An 18464-nucleotide genomic window follows, 5' to 3' on the forward strand; every position below is an offset into this window, starting at 1 on the left:
TACCAGTATTATACAGCTTTACGAGGATTTTGTCTCCTATATCTCATGCAATATCCGGGTTAGCAACCTTTCTGCAAATACACAACAAATCATTCATGCAGTCGGTAATAATATATTTACATCATTTAGTAATATCGCAGATAACAAATTTTATAGCGGTTATTTTGCCAATAACTTAAAGTGCAATTTAAAAAATATTATAGAACATCTTAAAATTGTGCCACATGATTTAAATGCCGTAGAAAAGAATTGCGGTGGCGAACTGGTAAAGATAGAGGATATATTTACCAACAATGATGGTCAAAAATTTCTCATATTAAAGCAGGCTACAACTGTAGAAAACGGTACTGCTAACATTTTAGATGAAAGCTATAACGTTACGAATAATGTAATTTCTTTAAACGATATTGCCAATTTTTTAGGTCTTGAGGATTGTACAGCCGAAAGTGCATTAAGAGTGGTACAAAATTATCTTCTTTCTCTTATCCCTACCGCCACTGCTGCTCCTTCTACTACCAATTTACCCGATACCACTATTGATGCTAATAACTTAACTGAATATAATCTGACTTCAAATAATGGAGACGAATCGGGAACAGAGATTAATCCTTATTTAATAGCAGGAGCGACAACCACAGCAGCATTAGTGGTTGGAGCCTGCATAGGAACAGCTATAGGTTATTACTGGGGCAAAAAGAACGCTACTACAATATTAAACGGTGAAGTTTTTAATAATGTCGATCAATTATCACCGAAACAAGAAGAAGAAATATCTTTGACAGGAGTAGGGGTAGAGAACGAGTATAGTACAATTAACGAGCTATAATAGAAGATATATTTAGTATAGCAAAACGTTGTTGTGCGGTTCTTGGAATCGTCATGGCGAGCGACTGAAGGTGTTGTTGTGTGGTTCGAATTTTTGATGTCATTCCCGCGAAGGCGGGAATCCAGAGAATATTTAAGCGAATTATGTAGTAAATTTTTATATAATTTTACTTATTTTAAGTGTTTTTTCTGGATTCCCGCTTTTAGCTAGAATGACATATAGCACTTTTTTAGAGCCATGCAACACCGCCAGCCACTTCGTGGTTTCGCATGACGGTTTGGATATCCATGCAACAACACCCTTTGCTATAGCTAAAAACAACATTTTGAATATTATCCAAGCTAATAAAAATCAACGCCTAAATTTCGGTCGCATGTTTTTTTTAAGTTACTATAATCATAATATAATGTGACTATAATAATAGAGACGAATATGTTAGCACCGATAACGAAACGGGAATTTTATCAAGCTTTAATCGATAAAAATTCGGAATATGAAGGAGTATTTTACGTAGGTGTTAAAACAACGGGTATATTCTGCCGCCCGACTTGTCCTGCTAGAAAACCAAAATTTGAGAATTGTGAATTTTATAAAACGGCGTAAGAAGCTTTACTCGCTTCATTCAGACCTTGCCTGCGTTGCCGACCGCTTTCTCACCCAAATCATGTTTCGGAATTGGTACAAATTTTAGTTGAAGCAGTTGAGGCAAATCCTGAAAAAAGATGGAAGACTTCAGATTTTGAAGAATTAGCCGTAGATGCCTCGACGGTGAGCCGACAATTCAAAAAACGCTTCGGCATGACCTTTGTGGGATATGCACGAGCAAGAAGAATGGGGATTGCCATGAAGCAAATTCGCGAAGGGGAGGCGGTAATTGATACGCAACTTAATATGGGCTATGAATCAAGCAGCGGTTTTAGAGATGCTTTTGCTAAAATTGTGGGGGCAGCACCGACAAAATTCAATAATCATCATAATATCCTAAAAGCTGCCTGGTTAGATACACCGCTTGGACCAATGATTGCCATTGCTGACGAATATGCTTTATATCTTTTAGAATTTGTCGATAGGCGTGGTTTAGAGCGTGAAATAGAAAAATTACGTATCAAAACCAAAGCGGCTATTATCCCGGGTAGCAACGCTCCGCTTAAATCAATTGCAACAGAACTCAAATTTTATTTTGCAGGTAGTTTAAAAGAGTTTAAAACTACCTTGCATTTGTTAGGTAGTCCGTTTCAACAACGTGTTTGGCAGGAATTAATACGGATTCCTTACGGTGAAACAAGGAGTTACCTAGCACAGGCTATGGCAATCGGTAAACAAAGTGCCTATAGAGCAGTAGCAAACGCCAACGGTGCTAATCAACTTGCTATCGTGATTCCTTGCCATCGCATTATCAATAGCAATGGAGAACTCGGCGGATATGGCGGCGGCATTGCTCGCAAAAAATGGCTTATTGAACATGAACAACGAAATTAAGATATTGAATTTATAGGAAAAATGGGCATTACCTAAAAAGAATTGCTTTGTAGTATAGCTTAACACTTCAATGTCATTCTAGCTAAAGGCGGGCGTTGTTGCGTGGCTCTAGAAAAGTGCCGTATGTCATTCCCGCTGTAGGCGGGAATCCAGAAAAAACACTTAAAATAAGTAAAATCATATAAAAATTTACTATATAATTCGCTTAAATATTCTCTAGATTCCCGCTTTTGCGGGAATGACATCAAAAATTCGAGCCAGGCAACAACGCCGATCAAGTCGCTCGCCATGACGATTCTAGAGCCATGCAACAAGACCACTCACTTATAGGGAAGAATTATTCTTCTCTTCTGTCGTTGCGTCTCTATCTATTACTTCATCCATAGAGCAGTTAAAATAGTCGGCTATTTTTAATATCGTATCTATTTCAGGATTAAATTCTCGACCGGTTTCAGTTTCGGCTTTCATAATTCTATTAACGGTACTATAAGGAATACCGCTGTCCTTAGCAAAATCCTTACGGCTTAATTCATTTCCTTTTAATTTTTCTTCCAAAAATTTTCTTATTTTAATAGCAAGTGACATATGAAATTCCTATTTTTATTAATTTAATTCCAAAAGACGAGTATATAAGTTACCAGGCGTTTTTAATAATTATCGGCAATTTGTGTGGTCTAACAATTATTAAATCAAACCTAACGTTATAATTACTATATTTAGAGTTATTACTTAAAAATAGTTCAGCAGCTCGTTTAATCCTTTTTTGTTGCGTTAAAGATAGAAATTTATCGTCAATTTTAGAACTCCTAGCTTTTACCTCAATAAAAACAATTTCTTTATTGCGTAATGCTATAATATCAATTTCTCCGACATAATAACGTTTGCGGTGATGAAGAATTTGATAAAACTTTAACTTATAGATAATTATACATATATATTCGGCTATTAGACCAAAATAATTATTCCTCATTTATACTGCTCACTCTATGTCATTTCCTACTCTTCCGAGTCTTGTTGCCTGGCTCGAATTTTTGCAAAGCGTACGGTGTCATTCTAGTTCCTTGATCACGGCATCCAGTCTTTTTATTAAGGTTTTTTCTGGATACCGTGGTCAAGCCACGGTATGACACCATACTTGTAATAACCATAATACGGTAAATTATGAGCCACGCAACAACGCTACTCTTTCGGTAGTAATATTTGGACAAATTCGGTTCTAGATAAATCAACAGCCATATCAACGACAACTTCTTTTTCCGTTACTTTACCGGCATAACCTACTAAAATTCCGGAAGGATAAATATTACCGTGTCCGGAGGTTATTATTTTTTCGTCTTTTTGAACTAAATGATTGTCGGGTAAATAGAGTATTTTACTGCTATTGCCGTTACCTGCTAAAATGCCTTTTTCTCTTGACGAGCCGGCAGTGATAGGAATCCTAGAATTAACGTCGTTAATTAGCATAATTTTTGAGTAATTATTACTTACTTCCGTTATTCGCCCTACTAATCCTTCAGCATTGGTAACAATTTGATCAACCTCTATACCGTGATTTTTTCCGGCAAATATTAAAGCGGTTTTAGAAAAAGGATTTAACGAAACGCTTAATAATCTGGCAGTTACATATTCAAATTCTTCTTCTCTGGTTACAGTTAAAAGATCCCGCAAAGCAGTATTTTCGGCTCTTATAGAATCTATATTATTTTGCATACGTTGTAACCTTGCAATTTCAAGCTGCAATTCGACGTTTTTTTTGGCTAAGTCCTGAAAATAAATTAATTTTTGAGATATCGAATTTATATATTCAAATATATTTTCATAAATCATCAAGCCGGTCGATAAAAAACCTCCCGTTACTTCAAGTGATATATTAGAAATTTTTTTTGGAGCGGCAATAAACAAATATAATGATAAAGTAAGGAAAAATAAAATAAAAAAGCGTTTAGCAAGAATTACTATAGATTTAATGAATTCCGAGATATTTGACGAAGTCCTTACTCTATTCGCAATTATTGCCATCTTTAATCCTGCTTAAATAATACATGCTTTAATTTTGCAAAATCCTCAAGTACTTTTCCGGTACCAAGTGCCACACATGACAGAGCTTGATCAGCTACTATCACCGGTAGTTTAGTGGCTTCACTTAATACATAGTCAAGGTTTTTTAGCAATGCCCCACCACCCGTTAAAACAATTCCTTTATCGACAATATCGGAAGATAATTCCGGAGGGGTACATTCTAGTGCTACCTTTACTGCTTCAATAATTTGGTTCACCGGCTCAACTAAACTATCAGCAATTTGTCTTTCGTTCAATATCATTTCTTTAGGTATACCGTAAATTAAATCACGCCCTTTAATTTCCATCATTCTAGGTTCAACGTTTTCATCTACGTAAGCCGTGCCGATTTCCTGTTTTATTTTTTCTGCGGTAGCCTCACCGATTAATAAATTATAATGTCTTCTAATATAGGAAATAATAGCTTCGTCCATTTTATCACCGCCTACCCTTACCGATTTTGCGTAAACTATACCGCCAAGCGATAAAACAGCTACTTCCGTCGTACCTCCTCCAACATCAACGATCATTGAACCGGTGGCTTCCGTAACCGGCAACCCCGCTCCGATTGCAGCGGCCATAGGCTCTTCAATCAAATATACATCTCTACCGCCTGCACTTTCGGCTGCTTCCTGGATGGCTCTACGTTCAACCGGAGTGGAACCTGAAGGAACGCATATTATGATTATCGGACCGAAAAAAGAACGACGATTATGAACTGTTTTAATAAAGTACTTAATCATTTCTTCAGCACCTTTAAAATCAGCAATAACTCCGTCTTTCAGCGGTCTTTTTGCTTCAATATCGGTTGGGGTGCGTCCTAACATCATTTTTGCTTCATGACCAAAGGCATAAGGCTCAAAAGAGCCTTTCTTCTTTATCAAAGCTATTACGGACGGTTCATTAAGAACTATGCCTCGACCCTTTGCATATACGATGGTATTAGCCGTACCTAGGTCTATAGCCATATCTGAGGAAAACCTTCCCCAAAATTTCGTGAACATATTTATTTTTTCTCCACAGTTTTAACTTTAAATTACAGAATAAAATATTACTCTAATGTTTCAATAAAAATAAAGTAAAATATTATAAATTTGTATTTTAAATTTCCTTATAATGTAAAATAATAAAATTACTAATAAAGAATACTAGCATACTAGGTAATAAAATAGCCGCAATAAGGGAAAGATTATTATAAGCAAGTATTTTAAGCAAAATTTCCGATAATGAATATACTATAAAACCGATAAATAAACCGAGTATTAGTATTTTTTCTTGAGAGTTATCACGTTGCCGAAGACTAATAAAACAACTTGCTAAAATAACCGTCGCAATCATCATTATAGGCTTAAATAATTGTTTATAATAGTAGATTTGATAATTAATAACCGGTACGCCGGAATTTAATAACTGTTTAATTAACTTCGGTAATCTCCAAATAGAAACCGTTTCGGGTGAGGCAAATTTTTCAGCTAAATGGTCAATTGATAAATTTGTCGGAATAGTCAAATTATCATAGGTCTTAAGAATGCCGTCAGTAAAAACTTTTACGGTTTTTAAGCTCAAGTTACCCTTATTTGCTATAGCATATTTCGCATCAATTCTTTTAAGGAACGAATTATTATCGCTAATAAATAAGATCGTAATATTATTTAACTTTTTCTCTGGCAAATTAATAGATTGCGTTTGGATTATTTGATTATTGCCTTGATAAGATTCAAAAAATAATAAGCCTGATTTAGATATCGTAACTTCAGTAGCTTTTTTCTTTAATAATTTTGTTTCTAATAATTCATATTTTTGTAGTCCTAAAGCTCCTATAGGATTGAGTATAGCCGTAAACCCTATACCTAAAATCAACGCCGTAAAGACCGGTATGATCAAAATACGCCAAATATGAATTCCGCTAGATAAAATTGCTATTAACTCATTGTTTTTCGTTAAATTTTTAAGAAAAAACAACATAGCGGTGAAGCTTATTAAGGAAGCTATTTGATTTAATAAGTAAGGAATTTTATATAGCGTGAATCGCCAAAAAAAGTGAAACGGAACATAAATATTTTTAAATTTCTGTAAAAGATCAAAAATATTTGAGATAATTAATATGCCGATTAAAAGAAATAAGATAGTAAGAAAATACCCGCAATATGATCTAAAAAGATACCAAGAAAGGGTTTTAAGGTTAATCATTTTGAATATTAAAAGAATTTGGTGGGCTCGGCAGGACTTGAACCTGCGACCACACCGTTATGAGCGGCGTGCTCTAACCAACTGAGCTACGAGCCCTTCTATTTTAACCTACTTACTATCAAAGTTTATATAATTATTATATTCCCAAGTCCAGAAAAATTTTTAAATCTTGGCAAATATTTTTAAGCAATTGTAAAGGTTAGAAGCGTTGTTGCATGGTAGAGAAAAGTGCTGTATGTCATTCTAGCTAAAGGCGGGAATCCAGAAAATATTTAAGCGAATTATATAGTAAATTCCTATATAATTTTGCTTATTTTAAGTGTTTTTTCTGGATTCCCGCCTTCGCGGGAATGACATCAAAAATCTGAGCCATGCAACAAGACCTTCAGCCGCTCGTAATGACGTTTGGGGTATCCAGGCAACAAAGCCAGGTTAGAAGCGTTGTTGCATGAAGGATTATCTCAAAACCGAATCTTTGAAATACTTGCTATATTTATTACTTAGTATCGGTATTTTCATTTCCATGATTTTTTGCTGAAGGAAGCTCTAATTGTTCTATTATTTTGTTTAATTCTACTTGGCTGCATATCCCAAGTAACACGGGGTCACGAGCATGAATATTTTTCATATTCCAGTGACTGCGATCTCTAATAGCCGCTATAGTAGATTTAGTAGTACCCATTAATTTAAGTATTTGGTTATCCTGAATCGTCGGATAATTGCGTAGTAGCCAATAAATAGCATCCGGCTTATCTTGACGCCTAGCAATAGGAGTATATTTTGCACGTTGTTTTTTCTTATTATTCATCAGCTCATAAGCCGAACTAATCACAATTTGTAAACTACTCTGCGGGTCTTTACTACAACGCTCAATCTCTTCCACAGTTAACTGACCGTTGGCAACAGGATCTAGCCCTTTAATAGATTGAGCCACTTCCCCATCTGCCATGCCTTTTATTTCAAATTCATGAATACCGCAAAAATCAGCAATTTGTTTAAAAGTTAAAGAAGTATTTTCAATTAACCATATAGCTGTGGCTTTCGGAAGAAGAGGGAGTATTTTTTGTGCATTCATGATAGTTAATAACTAAATTATAATATTGTGTTTCGTATTTGTCATTACGAGGAGGTGGTGTTGCGTGGCTTATAATTTACCGTATTATGGTTATTACAAGTACGGTGTCATACCGTGACCCCTCCCACGGTATCCAGAAAAAATCTTAATAAAAAGACTGGATGCCGTGATCAAGGAACTAGAATGACAAAAACTGGATGGCCATGTCGGCACGATGTACCTCCTCGCCATGACGAGGTAAATACGATTCACCCAACAATTTAACAAAACATTAGCTTTAAGTCAATCATCATTTAAAAACTTAACGATGTCTTCAATAACTTTCTTAGCATCGCCGAATAACATTAAAGTATTATCATGATAAAATAATTCATTCTCTATGCCGGCATAGCCCGCAGCCATTGAACGCTTTATAAATAAAATCGTCCGTGCTTTTTCTACATCAAGTACCGGCATTCCGTAAATCAGGCTAGTCGGATCATTTTTAGCCGCAGGGTTTGTTACGTCATTTGCACCGATCACTAGCACTATGTCGGTATTAGCAAAATCTCGGTTAATTTCTTCCAGCTCTAATACTTTTTCATAATCAATATTAGCCTCGGCAAGTAGCACATTCATATGCCCAGGCATCCTACCGGCAACCGGATGTACGGCAAATCTAACATTAATATCCGAACGCTCTAATATATCCACCATCTCTTTTATAACATGTTGTGATTGAGCAACTGCCATGCCGTAGCCCGGAACTATTATAATAGATGAGGCATTACGTAATAAACCCGCTGCATCTTCGGGACAGCTTACTTTTGCTACTTTATCGTTATCAATATTACCGCTAGAAGTTTTGGGCGGTGATAAAAATGCACCGAAAATAACTTTAATAAGCGTGCGATTCATCGCCTTACACATTATATAGCTAAGTATTGCACCGCTGCTGCCTACCAATGCACCGGTAATAATTAACAAGCTATTACTCAGTGTAAAACCGATTCCCGCTGCCGCAAAACCGGAATAAGAATTTAACATTGAGACGATAACCGGCATATCGGCCCCACCGACCGGTATTATTAATAATATACCTGCTAACAAAGATAAAATTATTATTAGATTAAATAAAAATATGCTTTCCGAACGAATAAATAATATTGTCAAAATTACCAATATTGCTATTACTAGCAAACATATATATTGCTGATTGTTAAATTTTATCGGCGTACTTCTCATTAATCCTTGTAATTTTAGGAAGGCTATTACCGAACCGCTAAAAGTCAAAGCACCGATAGATGCACCTAAAGAAATTTCTATCAACGAACTAATCGGTAAATTGCCGGCTATGCCAATCGCAAAATCTTCCGGGGATAATATTGCGGCATAAGCTATAAATACTGCAGCGAGACCAACAAAAGAATGAAACCCTGCCACTAATTGCGGCATTGCCGTCATTGAGATTTTTTTAGCTATGCTACCGCCGACCGCTCCGCCGGCTAGAATAGTTATTATAATAAGAAGTTTATGAGCAAAATCGGGAAGAAAAAAAGTAATACCGACCGCAATTATCATACTGCCGATACCTACATAACTTCCAAGACGAGCTTGTTTCGGTGACGATAAAAACTTTAATGATAAAATGAAGCAAACGGCAGAAACTAAATATAATAGCTGGATAATTTGTAATGACATATTTAGATATTCCTTAACTGCTCTATCATTCTGAAGTAAATTTAAGAAAAAGTGCTTATCGCTTCGTGGTCAAAGTGGCGTTGTTGCCCGGCTCGAATTTTTGCAAAGCGTTCGGTGTCATTCTAGTTCCTTGATCACGGTATCCAGTTTTTATTAAGGTTTTTTCTGGATACCGTGGTCAAGCCACGGTATGACATCATACTTATAATAACCATAATACGGTAAATTATGATCCATGCAACAACGCCTTGCGAGGAGGCACATCGTGCCGACGTGGCAATCCAGTTAAACATATTTTTATACTAAACTTGTTTAGTATTCTAATTAAATCCCTCATATATTCGGGATAGCCTGGATGGTTACAGCCACTTCGTGGCTTCGCCATGACGGGATTTTTATTAATTTCTCGATCCACGCACTAATGGCTACACAAGGAACAATGTATACCCTTTTTTGAAGTTCATCGAGTATACACTTAAAAATTAAAGCCTATACCCGCTGAAATTACTAGAGGATTAAGCTTAACCTTAGAAGTCACGTTATTAGTACCGACTAAATTTGATTTATAAGTAACTTTCGGACTTAAGAAAAATTGCCTTACATCTAAATTGATTAACGTATCATCCTGAGCATAGAAATCTATCCCTATTTGTGCGACTGCTCCGTGACCGTTTTTAATTTTAAAAACTTTCGATTGAGTAAGTAAATAAGAACCGTGGTAACCGACTCCTACATAAGGTCTTATACCTCCGTAAGGTGCAATATGATATTGTCCGGTAACGGTTGCCGGAATCATATATAAATCTTTTCTTTTTCCAAGGTCGCTATTAACGCCGTAATTATTTGCTATATTACCTAAAGAAGAGTATTTAGTCCGTAAGACATTTACCCCGAGTGACAGCTCTGCGGCAAGATAGTTATTAAAGAATATAGTAGTCGAGGCATCTCCGCCGTAACCGTTTTCAACAAATTTGCCGACTGAAACCGGCGTGCTACTCGTCGGAGTCGGCAAACCTTTTTGTGAGGCACTAGATTGTATCCCTCCTAGTCGTACTTTGAACGTTAAGCTTCCTTCATTTTCATAATAATCCGTATCGTAATTTGATGTAGAATCTATATCATCATAACTTGTAGATTTCGCAAAACTATTAATACTTATACACGTAATAAATACAAATATCCCCAATTCTTTAATTATTCTTATCATAAATTACAACCTTTCCTTGCTTAAAATAGATTGCTGTATTATATATAACCTTTTTAAAATTTTTATATAAACACACGGCAATTGCCATAAAAGATAAAATTCTTCTAACATAAAAGCAAGACATTTAAATAAAAATAATTATAAATCGAGAGTAGATTAATGAATAGTGCGTTAAAAACATACCTTATCGGTATCAGCTGGTTTTTGTTAAGTTTAATAAGTAGTGCCGGTAACGATATCATAGCTAAGTATCTCGGCATCCGTTTACATAGTTTTGAAGTAGCTTTTTTTCGCTTTCTTTTTAGTGCACTAATTTTATTACCGTTTGTTGCGTATTACGGCAAAGAAACTTTAAAAACTAGCCGTCCGTTTGTTCATATATTAAGAGGGTTGTTATTATTCTTCGGTATGACGTCCTGGACTTACGGTCTTACCATTGCTCCGGTAACTACCGCAACCGTTATTAGCTTCTCAATACCTTTATTCACCTTGGTGCTTGCTATATTTTTTCTTAACGAAAATATTATTTGGCAAAGATGGGCAGTAACCTTAATCGGTCTTCTCGGCGTTGTAATAACTTTAAAACCGCATACTAGCGACTTTAACCCTGAAATATTATTTTTTGTTCTGGCGGCTATATCATTTGCCATGCTGGACATTATTAATAAAAAATTCGTAGTAAAAGAATCGATGATTAGTATGTTATTTTATTCGGCGATAGTTACCGCCATAGTGTCCGTACCGCCTGCAGTACAATATTGGCAAACTCCGACAATGTTCGAATTAACGTTATTATTTGTTTTAGGATGTAGTGGCAGTTTAATTTTATTCTTTTTACTTAAAGCCTTCACTTTAGTAGATGCTACGGCTACCGCTCCTTATAGATATTTAGAATTAATAATTTCAGCTTTAGCGGCCTATATAGTGTTTAACGAATTTCCTGACAAGACTACTTTACAAGGTGCTTTAATAATAATCCCCGCAACATTATTTATAATATATTCAGAAAAGAAAGTTATTAGTGAGAAAAATAAAGATATGACATAACTTAGAACTATGTTATTCCTGCGAAGGAGCGTTGTTGTATGGCTCGAATTTTTGCAAAGCGTTCGGTGTCATACCGTGGCTTGACCCACTAGTGTACGAACGTTGAAAAAAGGTTGTGTCATACCGTGATTTGTACCTGTGTTGTTGCGTGGATCGATAAAAGTAGCAATATGTCATTCCCGCAAAAGCGGGAATCCAGAGAATATTTAAGCGAATTATATAGTAAAATTTTATATAATTTTGCTTATTTTAAGTGTTTTTTCTGGATTCCCGCCTTCGCGGGAATGACATCAAAAACCAAAAACACCTACAAAATGCAAAAAATGTAATAATAATGAATAGAAGTAGATTAATTTTTTCTACCGGTATTGCTAATACTTTTGAGTGGTACGATTATGTATTATTCGGTCATTTTGCACCTATTATCGGAGCTAAGTTTTTCCCGAATGATGACCCAAATATTTCTTTACTACAAGCTTTTTTAGTATTTGCGATAGGTTATTTGATGAGACCGGTCGGAGGGATATTTTTCGGCGTTATAGGCGATAAATTCGGCAGAAAAATAGCCTTAACTAGTGCTATATTTTGTATGTCCGTCCCGACCGTATTAATCGGCATATTACCGACTTACCATACTATAGGTATTACGGCAACTATATTAATGTTCCTTGTGCGTATACTGCAAGGTCTTTCAATGGGCGGTGCACTTACAGGCTCTATTTCCTTTGTTATTGAACATACGAATAAGAAGCAACGAGGTTTTACCGGCAGTATTTCGATGTCTAGTATTTGTATGGGGTTACTACTCGGCTCTTTTGTTTCCTACCTCACTAAAAATGTTTTAACTACCGCTCAATTTGACAATTTCGGTTGGAGAATTCCCTTTTTGCTAGGCTTTTTTATCTTATTTGCCGGGCTTTATATCCAAAAATATACTCCTGAAACTCCTGATTTTAAGAATCTCAAAAAACATCATAAAATTTTAAATTCTCCTCTAAAAAAGGTTGTTGTTAAGCATTGGTTCGATATATATAGTATCTATATTTATTAATGCACCCGGGTCATTAATATTTTATCTGCACGCAATTTATTTGGTATCGTTTTTAAAAATTAATCGTGGCTTTACGGAAAATGAAGTAAATAGCCTTGCTAGCATATGCTATATAATTATGGCAGCTATAACTTTGCTTAGCGGTTACTTATCGGACTTAATAGGTCGCAAGCGGATTTTTGTCATAAATTTATTCATTATTATTGCAGCAACGCCGTTTTTGATTAAAATATTTGAAACCGGCAATTTTACCGAAGTAATTATTTCACAAATGATACTGGCGATTTTAGCAGCTAGCTATATCGGACCGGAACCGGCTTTACAAGCAGAATTTTATCCGACAAATATCCGCAATACTGCACTTTCCTTGTCCTATAACACGGCAACTAGTATTTTTGGTGGCACTACCCCGCTTGTTTTGGAGTATTTAGTACAAAAAACAGGGCATGTAACTTCAGCGGTTTACTATATAATGTTATTAAGTATATTGGGATTAGTTGCATTATCTTTCTATAAAAATCGTTCAGAAATGGAGGAATTATAAAAATAAATGTTAAATTTTCCTTGACCTATAAAGTGTTGATGGGTAAAATCTGCAAGCGTTGTTGCCTGGCTCGAGAATTAATAAAAATCGGTCATGGCGAAGCCACGAAGGCATTGTTGCATGGCTCTAACTTTTGATGTCATTCTAGCTAAAAGCGGGAATCTAGAGCTTATCCACGCAACGCCGCCGCTATAGCTCAGTGGTAGAGCACATCATTGGTAATGATGAGGTCGAAGGTTCAATTCCTCCTAGCGGCACCACTTCCTTTCAACCTTCCCGGGGTTTTTATTAATTTTCGAGCCATGCAACAACGCCATCCAAATATTGTTATGATGGGCGAGATAACTTTAAAAGGGAAGGTTTTACTTATCGGTGGTTTAAAGGAAAAGCTAAATATTGTTTTCTTGCAACCGAATTAAAAAATAGTTAAGTGAAATGGTTGAATATTGATAATAATTTGACACAAAACATTAACGCAATTAATATATTCTTACACAAATTAGACTGAAAAAATTATTAAGCCCGTTTCTTCTAGCTAATTCAAAAATATTGTACCGGTACGGTAAAGATAAAGAAGATTATGTAATGGCTGATGAGAAAGATGATGCTCAGCTTAAAAATGCAATAAGTGCAATTAAGGCACAGCTTACGCTACTGCCAACCCTGCCGAACTTGCAAGGTTAGGCAGCGAGGCAGCCGATATGGGTTAGTTTTATTAACACTAACCAAAATAAAAAAAATCCAGATGAAGAAATAACATCTAAAGACATAGCTGACATATGCACACAATTACAATATACTTTGTCAAATAATTCGATTAAATTAGAAACTTTTAATGATTATTTTGAGTTTATGAAATCGAACCAAGCAGAAACAACACATGCTCCAAATACTGCTCACCACCAACCTTATGCAAGGGAAAATGATCCTTATAAGCAGCCTGTTAAACCTATGGGGCAAAATGCCGACAAGCATTCTCATTGTGATATATTATAATCCCCTCCATTTCAACATTTCCTTATCCTAAGGTGTTTTATTAACGCCTTTCCTAAAAACTTCAAAAAAATTAAATAAACAATAAAAACTTCTATTGACTTTCAATAGAAAAAATATATGCTATTTGCAGTTTTTAATTAAAATATAAGGCTATGTTAGGTTATCGAGAGGAGCAGAGAAGTTTAACCAGGCAACAAAAGGAAGCTATCGGGTTATTATCTATAGGCACTTTTCTAGAATATTTTGACCTAACCCGGATATTGCATGAGATATAGGAGACAAAATCCTCGTAAAGCTGTATAATACTGGTATTTCATTAGAATAATACAAAGGATTTTGTCATGACAAATTGTATAGCATATAGTTACCAGTTTTCCAAAGTAAAAAATCGGACAATAGAGATAAATTTCACTGGAGGTGATATTAGTAGCGATGGAGGTGTGTTGTTATTAAGAGAAGCAGATAAAAGGCTTGGTATAACAGAGGAGCTTGCTAAAATATTTCCTGATAGACGAGATGGTAGTAAAATTACCCATAATATGGCAACAATGCTGAGGCAACGAATTTATGGTATTGCATTAGGTTATGAAGATTTAAATGACCACAATTATCTACGAAAATGTCCTGCTATGCAAACAGCTATGGAAACAATTGATGATATGGCAAGTAGTTCTACCTTATGTCGTATAGAAAACAATGCTGATAGACACTTTGCAATTAAAGTGCATGAACTAATGCTTGATAAATTTATTAAGTCTCATAAAATAGTACCAAAGCAGCTAATACTTGATTTTGATGCTACGGATGATGAAATTCATGGGCAACAGGAAGGTAAGTTTTATCATGGTTATTACGGTCATAATTGCTTTTTACCTTTGTATGTTTTTTGTGGAAAGCATCTGTTAGTTAGTTATCTTAGGACGTCAAAGCAGGATCAAGCAAAACATTCTTGGGCAATATTATCATTGTTAGTAAAACGTTTTCGCCAAGCTTGGCCAGAGGTAAAGATTATTTTTCGTGGTGATAGTGGATTTTGTCGTCATCAGATGTTTGATTGGTGTGATATTCATAATATAAAATATATTGTAGGAATGCCCCAAAATAACAGACTAAATGAGTTACTGAAACCTACAATGGAGAAGTCAAAAGCAGCATTTATTATAACCCAAGAAAAGCAACGTCTTTTTAGTGAGTTTCCATATAAGGCTGGTAGTTGGAGTCATGAACGTAGAATAATTGGTAAGGCAGAAATGACAATGCTTGGAGAAAATCCAAGGTATATAGTAACTAATTTATCAGATAAACCTGAAGATTTATACGACAAAGTTTACTGTGGTCGTGGTGATATGGAAAACCGTATAAAAGAGCAACAACTAGAATTATTTGCAGATCGTACTTCTTGTCATAGATGGTGGGCTAATCAGCTCAGAATGATTTTATCGGGTCTTGCATACACTTTAGTAGAATATATCAGAGGTAATTTATTACAAGGTAGTGCATTAGCAAAAGCACAAATAGGTACAATACGTTTAAAATTATTAAAAATTGGGGTAGTAATTATCCGTAATACTAGGCGTATTAAGTTTTTGTTATCTTCATCATATCCTTACCGACAGGTATGGAATCATGTGATGAAGAAATTAGCATTAGAATAACCTAGATTAGCACTGTTCCCGGTGCTTAGAAAAAATGGGGTAAGGGGCATTACATCTAAAATTTGAAAATAACGGCTTCAAAGCACTTTTTGGCAAAATTTTTACAAAAGTATCATTGCTAATATTATAAATTACTCAATTTCTTACTTTAAATCTCACTTCATGCAATATCCGGGCTAATGCTTTATGTCCATATGGCAGTGGTGCTAAATGATTTATTTTTTCCAAAGACTGACCCGAAAGTTGCTTCACTTTTATCGGCAGCGGCTTTTTGTTCTACCTATGTGCTAAGACCTTTTGCAGCTTTTGGGCTGGGATGGATAGGTGATAATATCGGGCGTAAATCTACCGTAATTATCACTACATTTATAATGGCGATATCATGCTTAGTTATGGCTAATTTATCAACCTATGAGGAAAAAGGTATTATAGTTTCTTGGATTATGATAATTTGCCGTATGTCGCAAGGTATATCTTCAATGGGAGAAATAATAGGAGCAGAATTATATGTAACGGAAACAACCAAGCCGCCTGCGCAATATATATATGTAGGTATAATAATTATAGCCACTCTTTTCGGCGGCATGGCTGCGTTAGTATTCGGTATTATTAGCACTAGCTATCTTTTAAATTGGCGTTATGCTTTTTGGGGGGGAGCTATAATAGCTTTGGTAGGATTGGTAGCTAGAACTAGACTCCGAGAATCAACCGAATTTGTAGACGCAAAACGGCGAATAAAAAATACTTTAGAAGATTTTGGCATAAATACTCAAAAACTACCTTATAAAGAATATATTGAAGAAAAAGTTAGTAAAAAAACTTCCTTAGCTTATATTTTCTAGCGGCAATTTCTGGATACGCTTGTTTTTACCTTATTTACGTTCATTGTGCATATTTATTAAAAACAACTTATCATTATTCTGCCGCTGAAGTTATGAAAAACAATTTTTATGTTTCTGTTGCTCAATTAGCTTTAATGGTTTTATTAGTTTTATTAACATTTAAATTTCATCCGCTTAAAATGCTAAAAGTTAGAGCAATTATATTTTTAGTTGCTATGCCAATTGGTGTTTATTTTTTAAATAACGCTGCTACCGACTTTGATATATTTAAAATACAAGTATTATTAATTATGACTAGTATCACTACTAGTACGGCTACTCCTATAATTTTCAAAAGCTTTCCGGTGTTTAAACGGTTTACTTATACTAGTGTTCTATACGCCTTTTCAACAATTTTTATAACTATCATAACTTCTTTTGGTATGGTTTATTTAGTGAATATACTAGGAAATTATGGTATTCTTCTTATTATGATGCCGGTTGGAATGGCTTTTTACTGGGGGGTTACCCACTTCGAATCGCTTGAAAGACTTCAAGGTAATTATCAGCATTAAGAATTTTTTCTTTTAAAGCCATTTTTTTAAAATTAGTTTGTTGTTCAAGCATTTCACGGCAAAGTTTGACTAATTTGTGTTCGATGTTGTATATTTCAAAATATGCACAAACATATAAAAAATGTTGTAATATTTCTTCTATAATTTTCTGAATTTTCTCAGGTGATTTAGCTCCTAAAGTTTGTATGTTATGTACTCGATCAAAGATTTTTATAAGTGCCGTATCATATCTTTTTTGTTGAATTAATAAATTTAAACTATCCTCAACACTTATCTTTCCAGAAGGTTTAACTCGTGTTAAGCCTTCTACATGCCTTGCTATATTTCTATCAAAAATAGTGGCAATATTCCCTTCCGTAAACGGTGTATCTTCAATGATATCATGTAACAAACTAGCATTTACCATATAAGGGTGGTAAAGATCAGGGGTTTCATACGCCGTAAACTCCGCCACCATATAAGCAACTTCTATAGGATGAGAGTAATACGGGTCGCCTGATTGTCGCATTTGTGTGCCGTGATATTTTCGAGCGTAGTAAATGCCCTTTTTAACTTCTCTAATATCTATCGGGCGTTTTACCAACCTGTTTAAATAGGTAATTTTATTCAATAGCCTTGCGGCATAACTGCACATCTCAAACTTTTCTTCCCAGCAATTAATATCTTCCACAAAAATTAACCTAACCCGGATATTGCATGAGATATAGGAGACAAAATCCTCGTAAAGCTGTATAATACTGGTATTTCATTAGAATAATACAAAGGATTTTGTCATGACAAATTGTATAGCATATAGTTACCAGTTTTCCAAAGTAAAAAATCGGACAATAGAGATAAATTTCACTGGAGGTGATATTAGTAGCGATGGAGGTGTGTTGTTATTAAGAGAAGCAGATAAAAGGCTTGGTATAACAGAGGAGCTTGCTAAAATATTTCCTGATAGACGAGATGGTAGTAAAATTACCCATAATATGGCAACAATGCTGAGGCAACGAATTTATGGTATTGCATTAGGTTATGAAGATTTAAATGACCACAATTATCTACGAAAATGTCCTGCTATGCAAACAGCTATGGAAACAATTGATGATATGGCAAGTAGTTCTACCTTATGTCGTATAGAAAACAATGCTGATAGACACTTTGCAATTAAAGTGCATGAACTAATGCTTGATAAATTTATTAAGTATAATGGTACCCAAAAACTAGACAAGAAAATAGAGAAAAGTAGGTATAATATCTCCTAGGAAAAGGAGCAAA

Annotated in this window: 22 protein-coding genes, 2 tRNA genes and 3 pseudogenes; 16 read left to right on the forward strand and 11 right to left on the reverse strand. The window is 35.0% G+C overall.

The genetic code is table 11. The features are described from left to right. The first annotated feature begins 29 nt into the window (after positions 1–29). The 6 genes and pseudogenes from AAGD48_RS09290 to AAGD48_RS09315 all read left to right on the forward strand — a co-directional run bounded on the left by AAGD48_RS09290 (position 30) and on the right by AAGD48_RS09315 (position 2305). Positions 30–179, forward strand: coding sequence for a hypothetical protein (locus tag AAGD48_RS09290; protein ID WP_341789792.1), 150 nt, complete (start codon positions 30–32; stop codon positions 177–179). A 38-nt stretch (positions 180–217) separates the two neighbouring features. Further along, entirely contained in the window at positions 218–826 is a 609-nt protein-coding gene (locus AAGD48_RS09295) for a DUF5460 family protein (protein ID WP_341789793.1), read from the forward strand. 211 nt (positions 827–1037) lie between these two features. Beyond that, positions 1038–1238 (forward strand): hypothetical protein, encoded by a 201-nt coding sequence (locus AAGD48_RS09300; protein WP_341789794.1) that lies wholly within the window; start codon positions 1038–1040, stop codon positions 1236–1238. A 20-nt stretch (positions 1239–1258) separates the two neighbouring features. Further along, positions 1259–1429, forward strand: coding sequence for an Ada metal-binding domain-containing protein (locus tag AAGD48_RS09305; RefSeq protein ID WP_341789795.1), 171 nt, complete (start codon positions 1259–1261; stop codon positions 1427–1429). Between the two features lie 195 nt (positions 1430–1624). Next, positions 1625–1732: pseudogene (locus AAGD48_RS09310) on the forward strand (bifunctional transcriptional activator/DNA repair enzyme protein Ada); the annotation flags it as partial. Between the two features lie 111 nt (positions 1733–1843). Next, a complete protein-coding gene (locus AAGD48_RS09315; protein ID WP_341790785.1) occupies positions 1844–2305 on the forward strand; it encodes a methylated-DNA--[protein]-cysteine S-methyltransferase in 462 nt (153 codons plus the stop codon). Positions 2306–2629: 324 nt separating this feature from the next. On the opposite strand, the gene AAGD48_RS09320 is transcribed toward AAGD48_RS09315, so the two are convergent. The 9 genes from AAGD48_RS09320 to AAGD48_RS09360 all read right to left on the reverse strand — a co-directional run bounded on the left by AAGD48_RS09320 (position 2630) and on the right by AAGD48_RS09360 (position 10515). Next, on the reverse strand, positions 2630–2890 hold the full coding sequence (locus AAGD48_RS09320; protein WP_341789796.1) for a helix-turn-helix transcriptional regulator: 261 nt from the start codon (positions 2888–2890) through the stop codon (positions 2630–2632). Positions 2891–2939: 49 nt separating this feature from the next. After that, positions 2940–3275, reverse strand: a complete 336-nt coding sequence (locus AAGD48_RS09325; protein WP_341789797.1) for a YraN family protein — start codon at positions 3273–3275, stop codon at positions 2940–2942. Positions 3276–3484: 209 nt separating this feature from the next. After that, positions 3485–4324, reverse strand: a complete 840-nt coding sequence (gene mreC, locus AAGD48_RS09330; RefSeq protein WP_341789798.1) for a rod shape-determining protein MreC — start codon at positions 4322–4324, stop codon at positions 3485–3487. Between the two features lie 2 nt (positions 4325–4326). Then, positions 4327–5367, reverse strand: a complete 1041-nt coding sequence (locus AAGD48_RS09335; RefSeq protein ID WP_341789799.1) for a rod shape-determining protein — start codon at positions 5365–5367, stop codon at positions 4327–4329. A gap of 97 nt (positions 5368–5464) precedes the next feature. Continuing rightward, positions 5465–6553 carry an LptF/LptG family permease gene (locus AAGD48_RS09340; RefSeq protein WP_341789800.1) on the reverse strand — a complete coding sequence of 363 codons (1089 nt, stop codon included), beginning with the start codon at positions 6551–6553 and terminating at the stop codon, positions 5465–5467. Positions 6554–6572: 19 nt separating this feature from the next. After that, a tRNA-Ile gene (locus AAGD48_RS09345) sits at positions 6573–6649 on the reverse strand. A gap of 400 nt (positions 6650–7049) precedes the next feature. Next, a complete protein-coding gene (locus AAGD48_RS09350; RefSeq protein ID WP_341789801.1) occupies positions 7050–7628 on the reverse strand; it encodes a cell cycle transcriptional regulator TrcR in 579 nt (192 codons plus the stop codon). Positions 7629–7910: 282 nt separating this feature from the next. After that, positions 7911–9308 (reverse strand): NAD(P)(+) transhydrogenase (Re/Si-specific) subunit beta, encoded by a 1398-nt coding sequence (locus AAGD48_RS09355; RefSeq protein WP_341789802.1) that lies wholly within the window; start codon positions 9306–9308, stop codon positions 7911–7913. A gap of 475 nt (positions 9309–9783) precedes the next feature. Further along, positions 9784–10515 (reverse strand): OmpW family outer membrane protein, encoded by a 732-nt coding sequence (locus AAGD48_RS09360; RefSeq protein WP_341789803.1) that lies wholly within the window; start codon positions 10513–10515, stop codon positions 9784–9786. Positions 10516–10674: 159 nt separating this feature from the next. Between AAGD48_RS09360 and AAGD48_RS09365 the strand changes: the two genes are divergently transcribed. After that, the gene (locus tag AAGD48_RS09365) at positions 10675–11562 is read left to right on the forward strand and encodes a DMT family transporter (protein WP_341789804.1); all 888 of its coding nucleotides are present in this window, start codon (positions 10675–10677) and stop codon (positions 11560–11562) included. Positions 11563–11574: 12 nt separating this feature from the next. Here AAGD48_RS09365 and AAGD48_RS09370 read toward each other — a convergent pair whose 3' ends face one another. Beyond that, entirely contained in the window at positions 11575–11739 is a 165-nt protein-coding gene (locus tag AAGD48_RS09370) for a hypothetical protein (RefSeq protein WP_341789805.1), read from the reverse strand. Between the two features lie 157 nt (positions 11740–11896). Between AAGD48_RS09370 and AAGD48_RS09375 the strand changes: the two are divergent. From AAGD48_RS09375 to AAGD48_RS09405, 8 genes and pseudogenes are all read left to right on the forward strand, one after another. Further along, positions 11897–13157 (forward strand): annotated as a pseudogene (locus tag AAGD48_RS09375) (MFS transporter). Between the two features lie 185 nt (positions 13158–13342). Beyond that, a tRNA-Thr gene (locus AAGD48_RS09380) sits at positions 13343–13417 on the forward strand. A gap of 72 nt (positions 13418–13489) precedes the next feature. Continuing rightward, positions 13490–13576, forward strand: a complete 87-nt coding sequence (locus tag AAGD48_RS10700) for a S16 family serine protease (protein WP_410526043.1) — start codon at positions 13490–13492, stop codon at positions 13574–13576. A 433-nt stretch (positions 13577–14009) separates the two neighbouring features. Beyond that, positions 14010–14153: a hypothetical protein gene (locus AAGD48_RS09385; protein WP_341789806.1), complete on the forward strand. Its 144-nt coding sequence runs from the start codon at positions 14010–14012 to the stop codon at positions 14151–14153. Between the two features lie 152 nt (positions 14154–14305). Continuing rightward, positions 14306–14419 (forward strand): annotated as a pseudogene (locus AAGD48_RS09390) (MFS transporter); the annotation flags it as partial. A 75-nt stretch (positions 14420–14494) separates the two neighbouring features. After that, positions 14495–15808, forward strand: coding sequence for an IS1380 family transposase (locus AAGD48_RS09395; protein WP_341789277.1), 1314 nt, complete (start codon positions 14495–14497; stop codon positions 15806–15808). 179 nt (positions 15809–15987) lie between these two features. Beyond that, positions 15988–16650 (forward strand): MFS transporter, encoded by a 663-nt coding sequence (locus AAGD48_RS09400; RefSeq protein ID WP_341789808.1) that lies wholly within the window; start codon positions 15988–15990, stop codon positions 16648–16650. 92 nt (positions 16651–16742) lie between these two features. Further along, a complete protein-coding gene (locus AAGD48_RS09405; RefSeq protein ID WP_341789809.1) occupies positions 16743–17204 on the forward strand; it encodes a hypothetical protein in 462 nt (153 codons plus the stop codon). On the opposite strand, the gene AAGD48_RS09410 is transcribed toward AAGD48_RS09405, so the two are convergent. After that, a complete protein-coding gene (locus AAGD48_RS09410; RefSeq protein ID WP_341789810.1) occupies positions 17155–17874 on the reverse strand; it encodes an HD domain-containing protein in 720 nt (239 codons plus the stop codon). The genes AAGD48_RS09405 and AAGD48_RS09410 overlap by 50 nt on opposite strands. A gap of 103 nt (positions 17875–17977) precedes the next feature. Between AAGD48_RS09410 and AAGD48_RS09415 the strand changes: the two genes are divergently transcribed. Beyond that, positions 17978–18451, forward strand: coding sequence for a transposase (locus tag AAGD48_RS09415; protein WP_341789811.1), 474 nt, complete (start codon positions 17978–17980; stop codon positions 18449–18451). Positions 18452–18464: the final 13 nt, after the last annotated feature.

The organism is Rickettsia endosymbiont of Polydrusus tereticollis, from assembly GCF_964026385.1.
Taxonomy (GTDB): domain Bacteria; phylum Pseudomonadota; class Alphaproteobacteria; order Rickettsiales; family Rickettsiaceae; genus Rickettsia.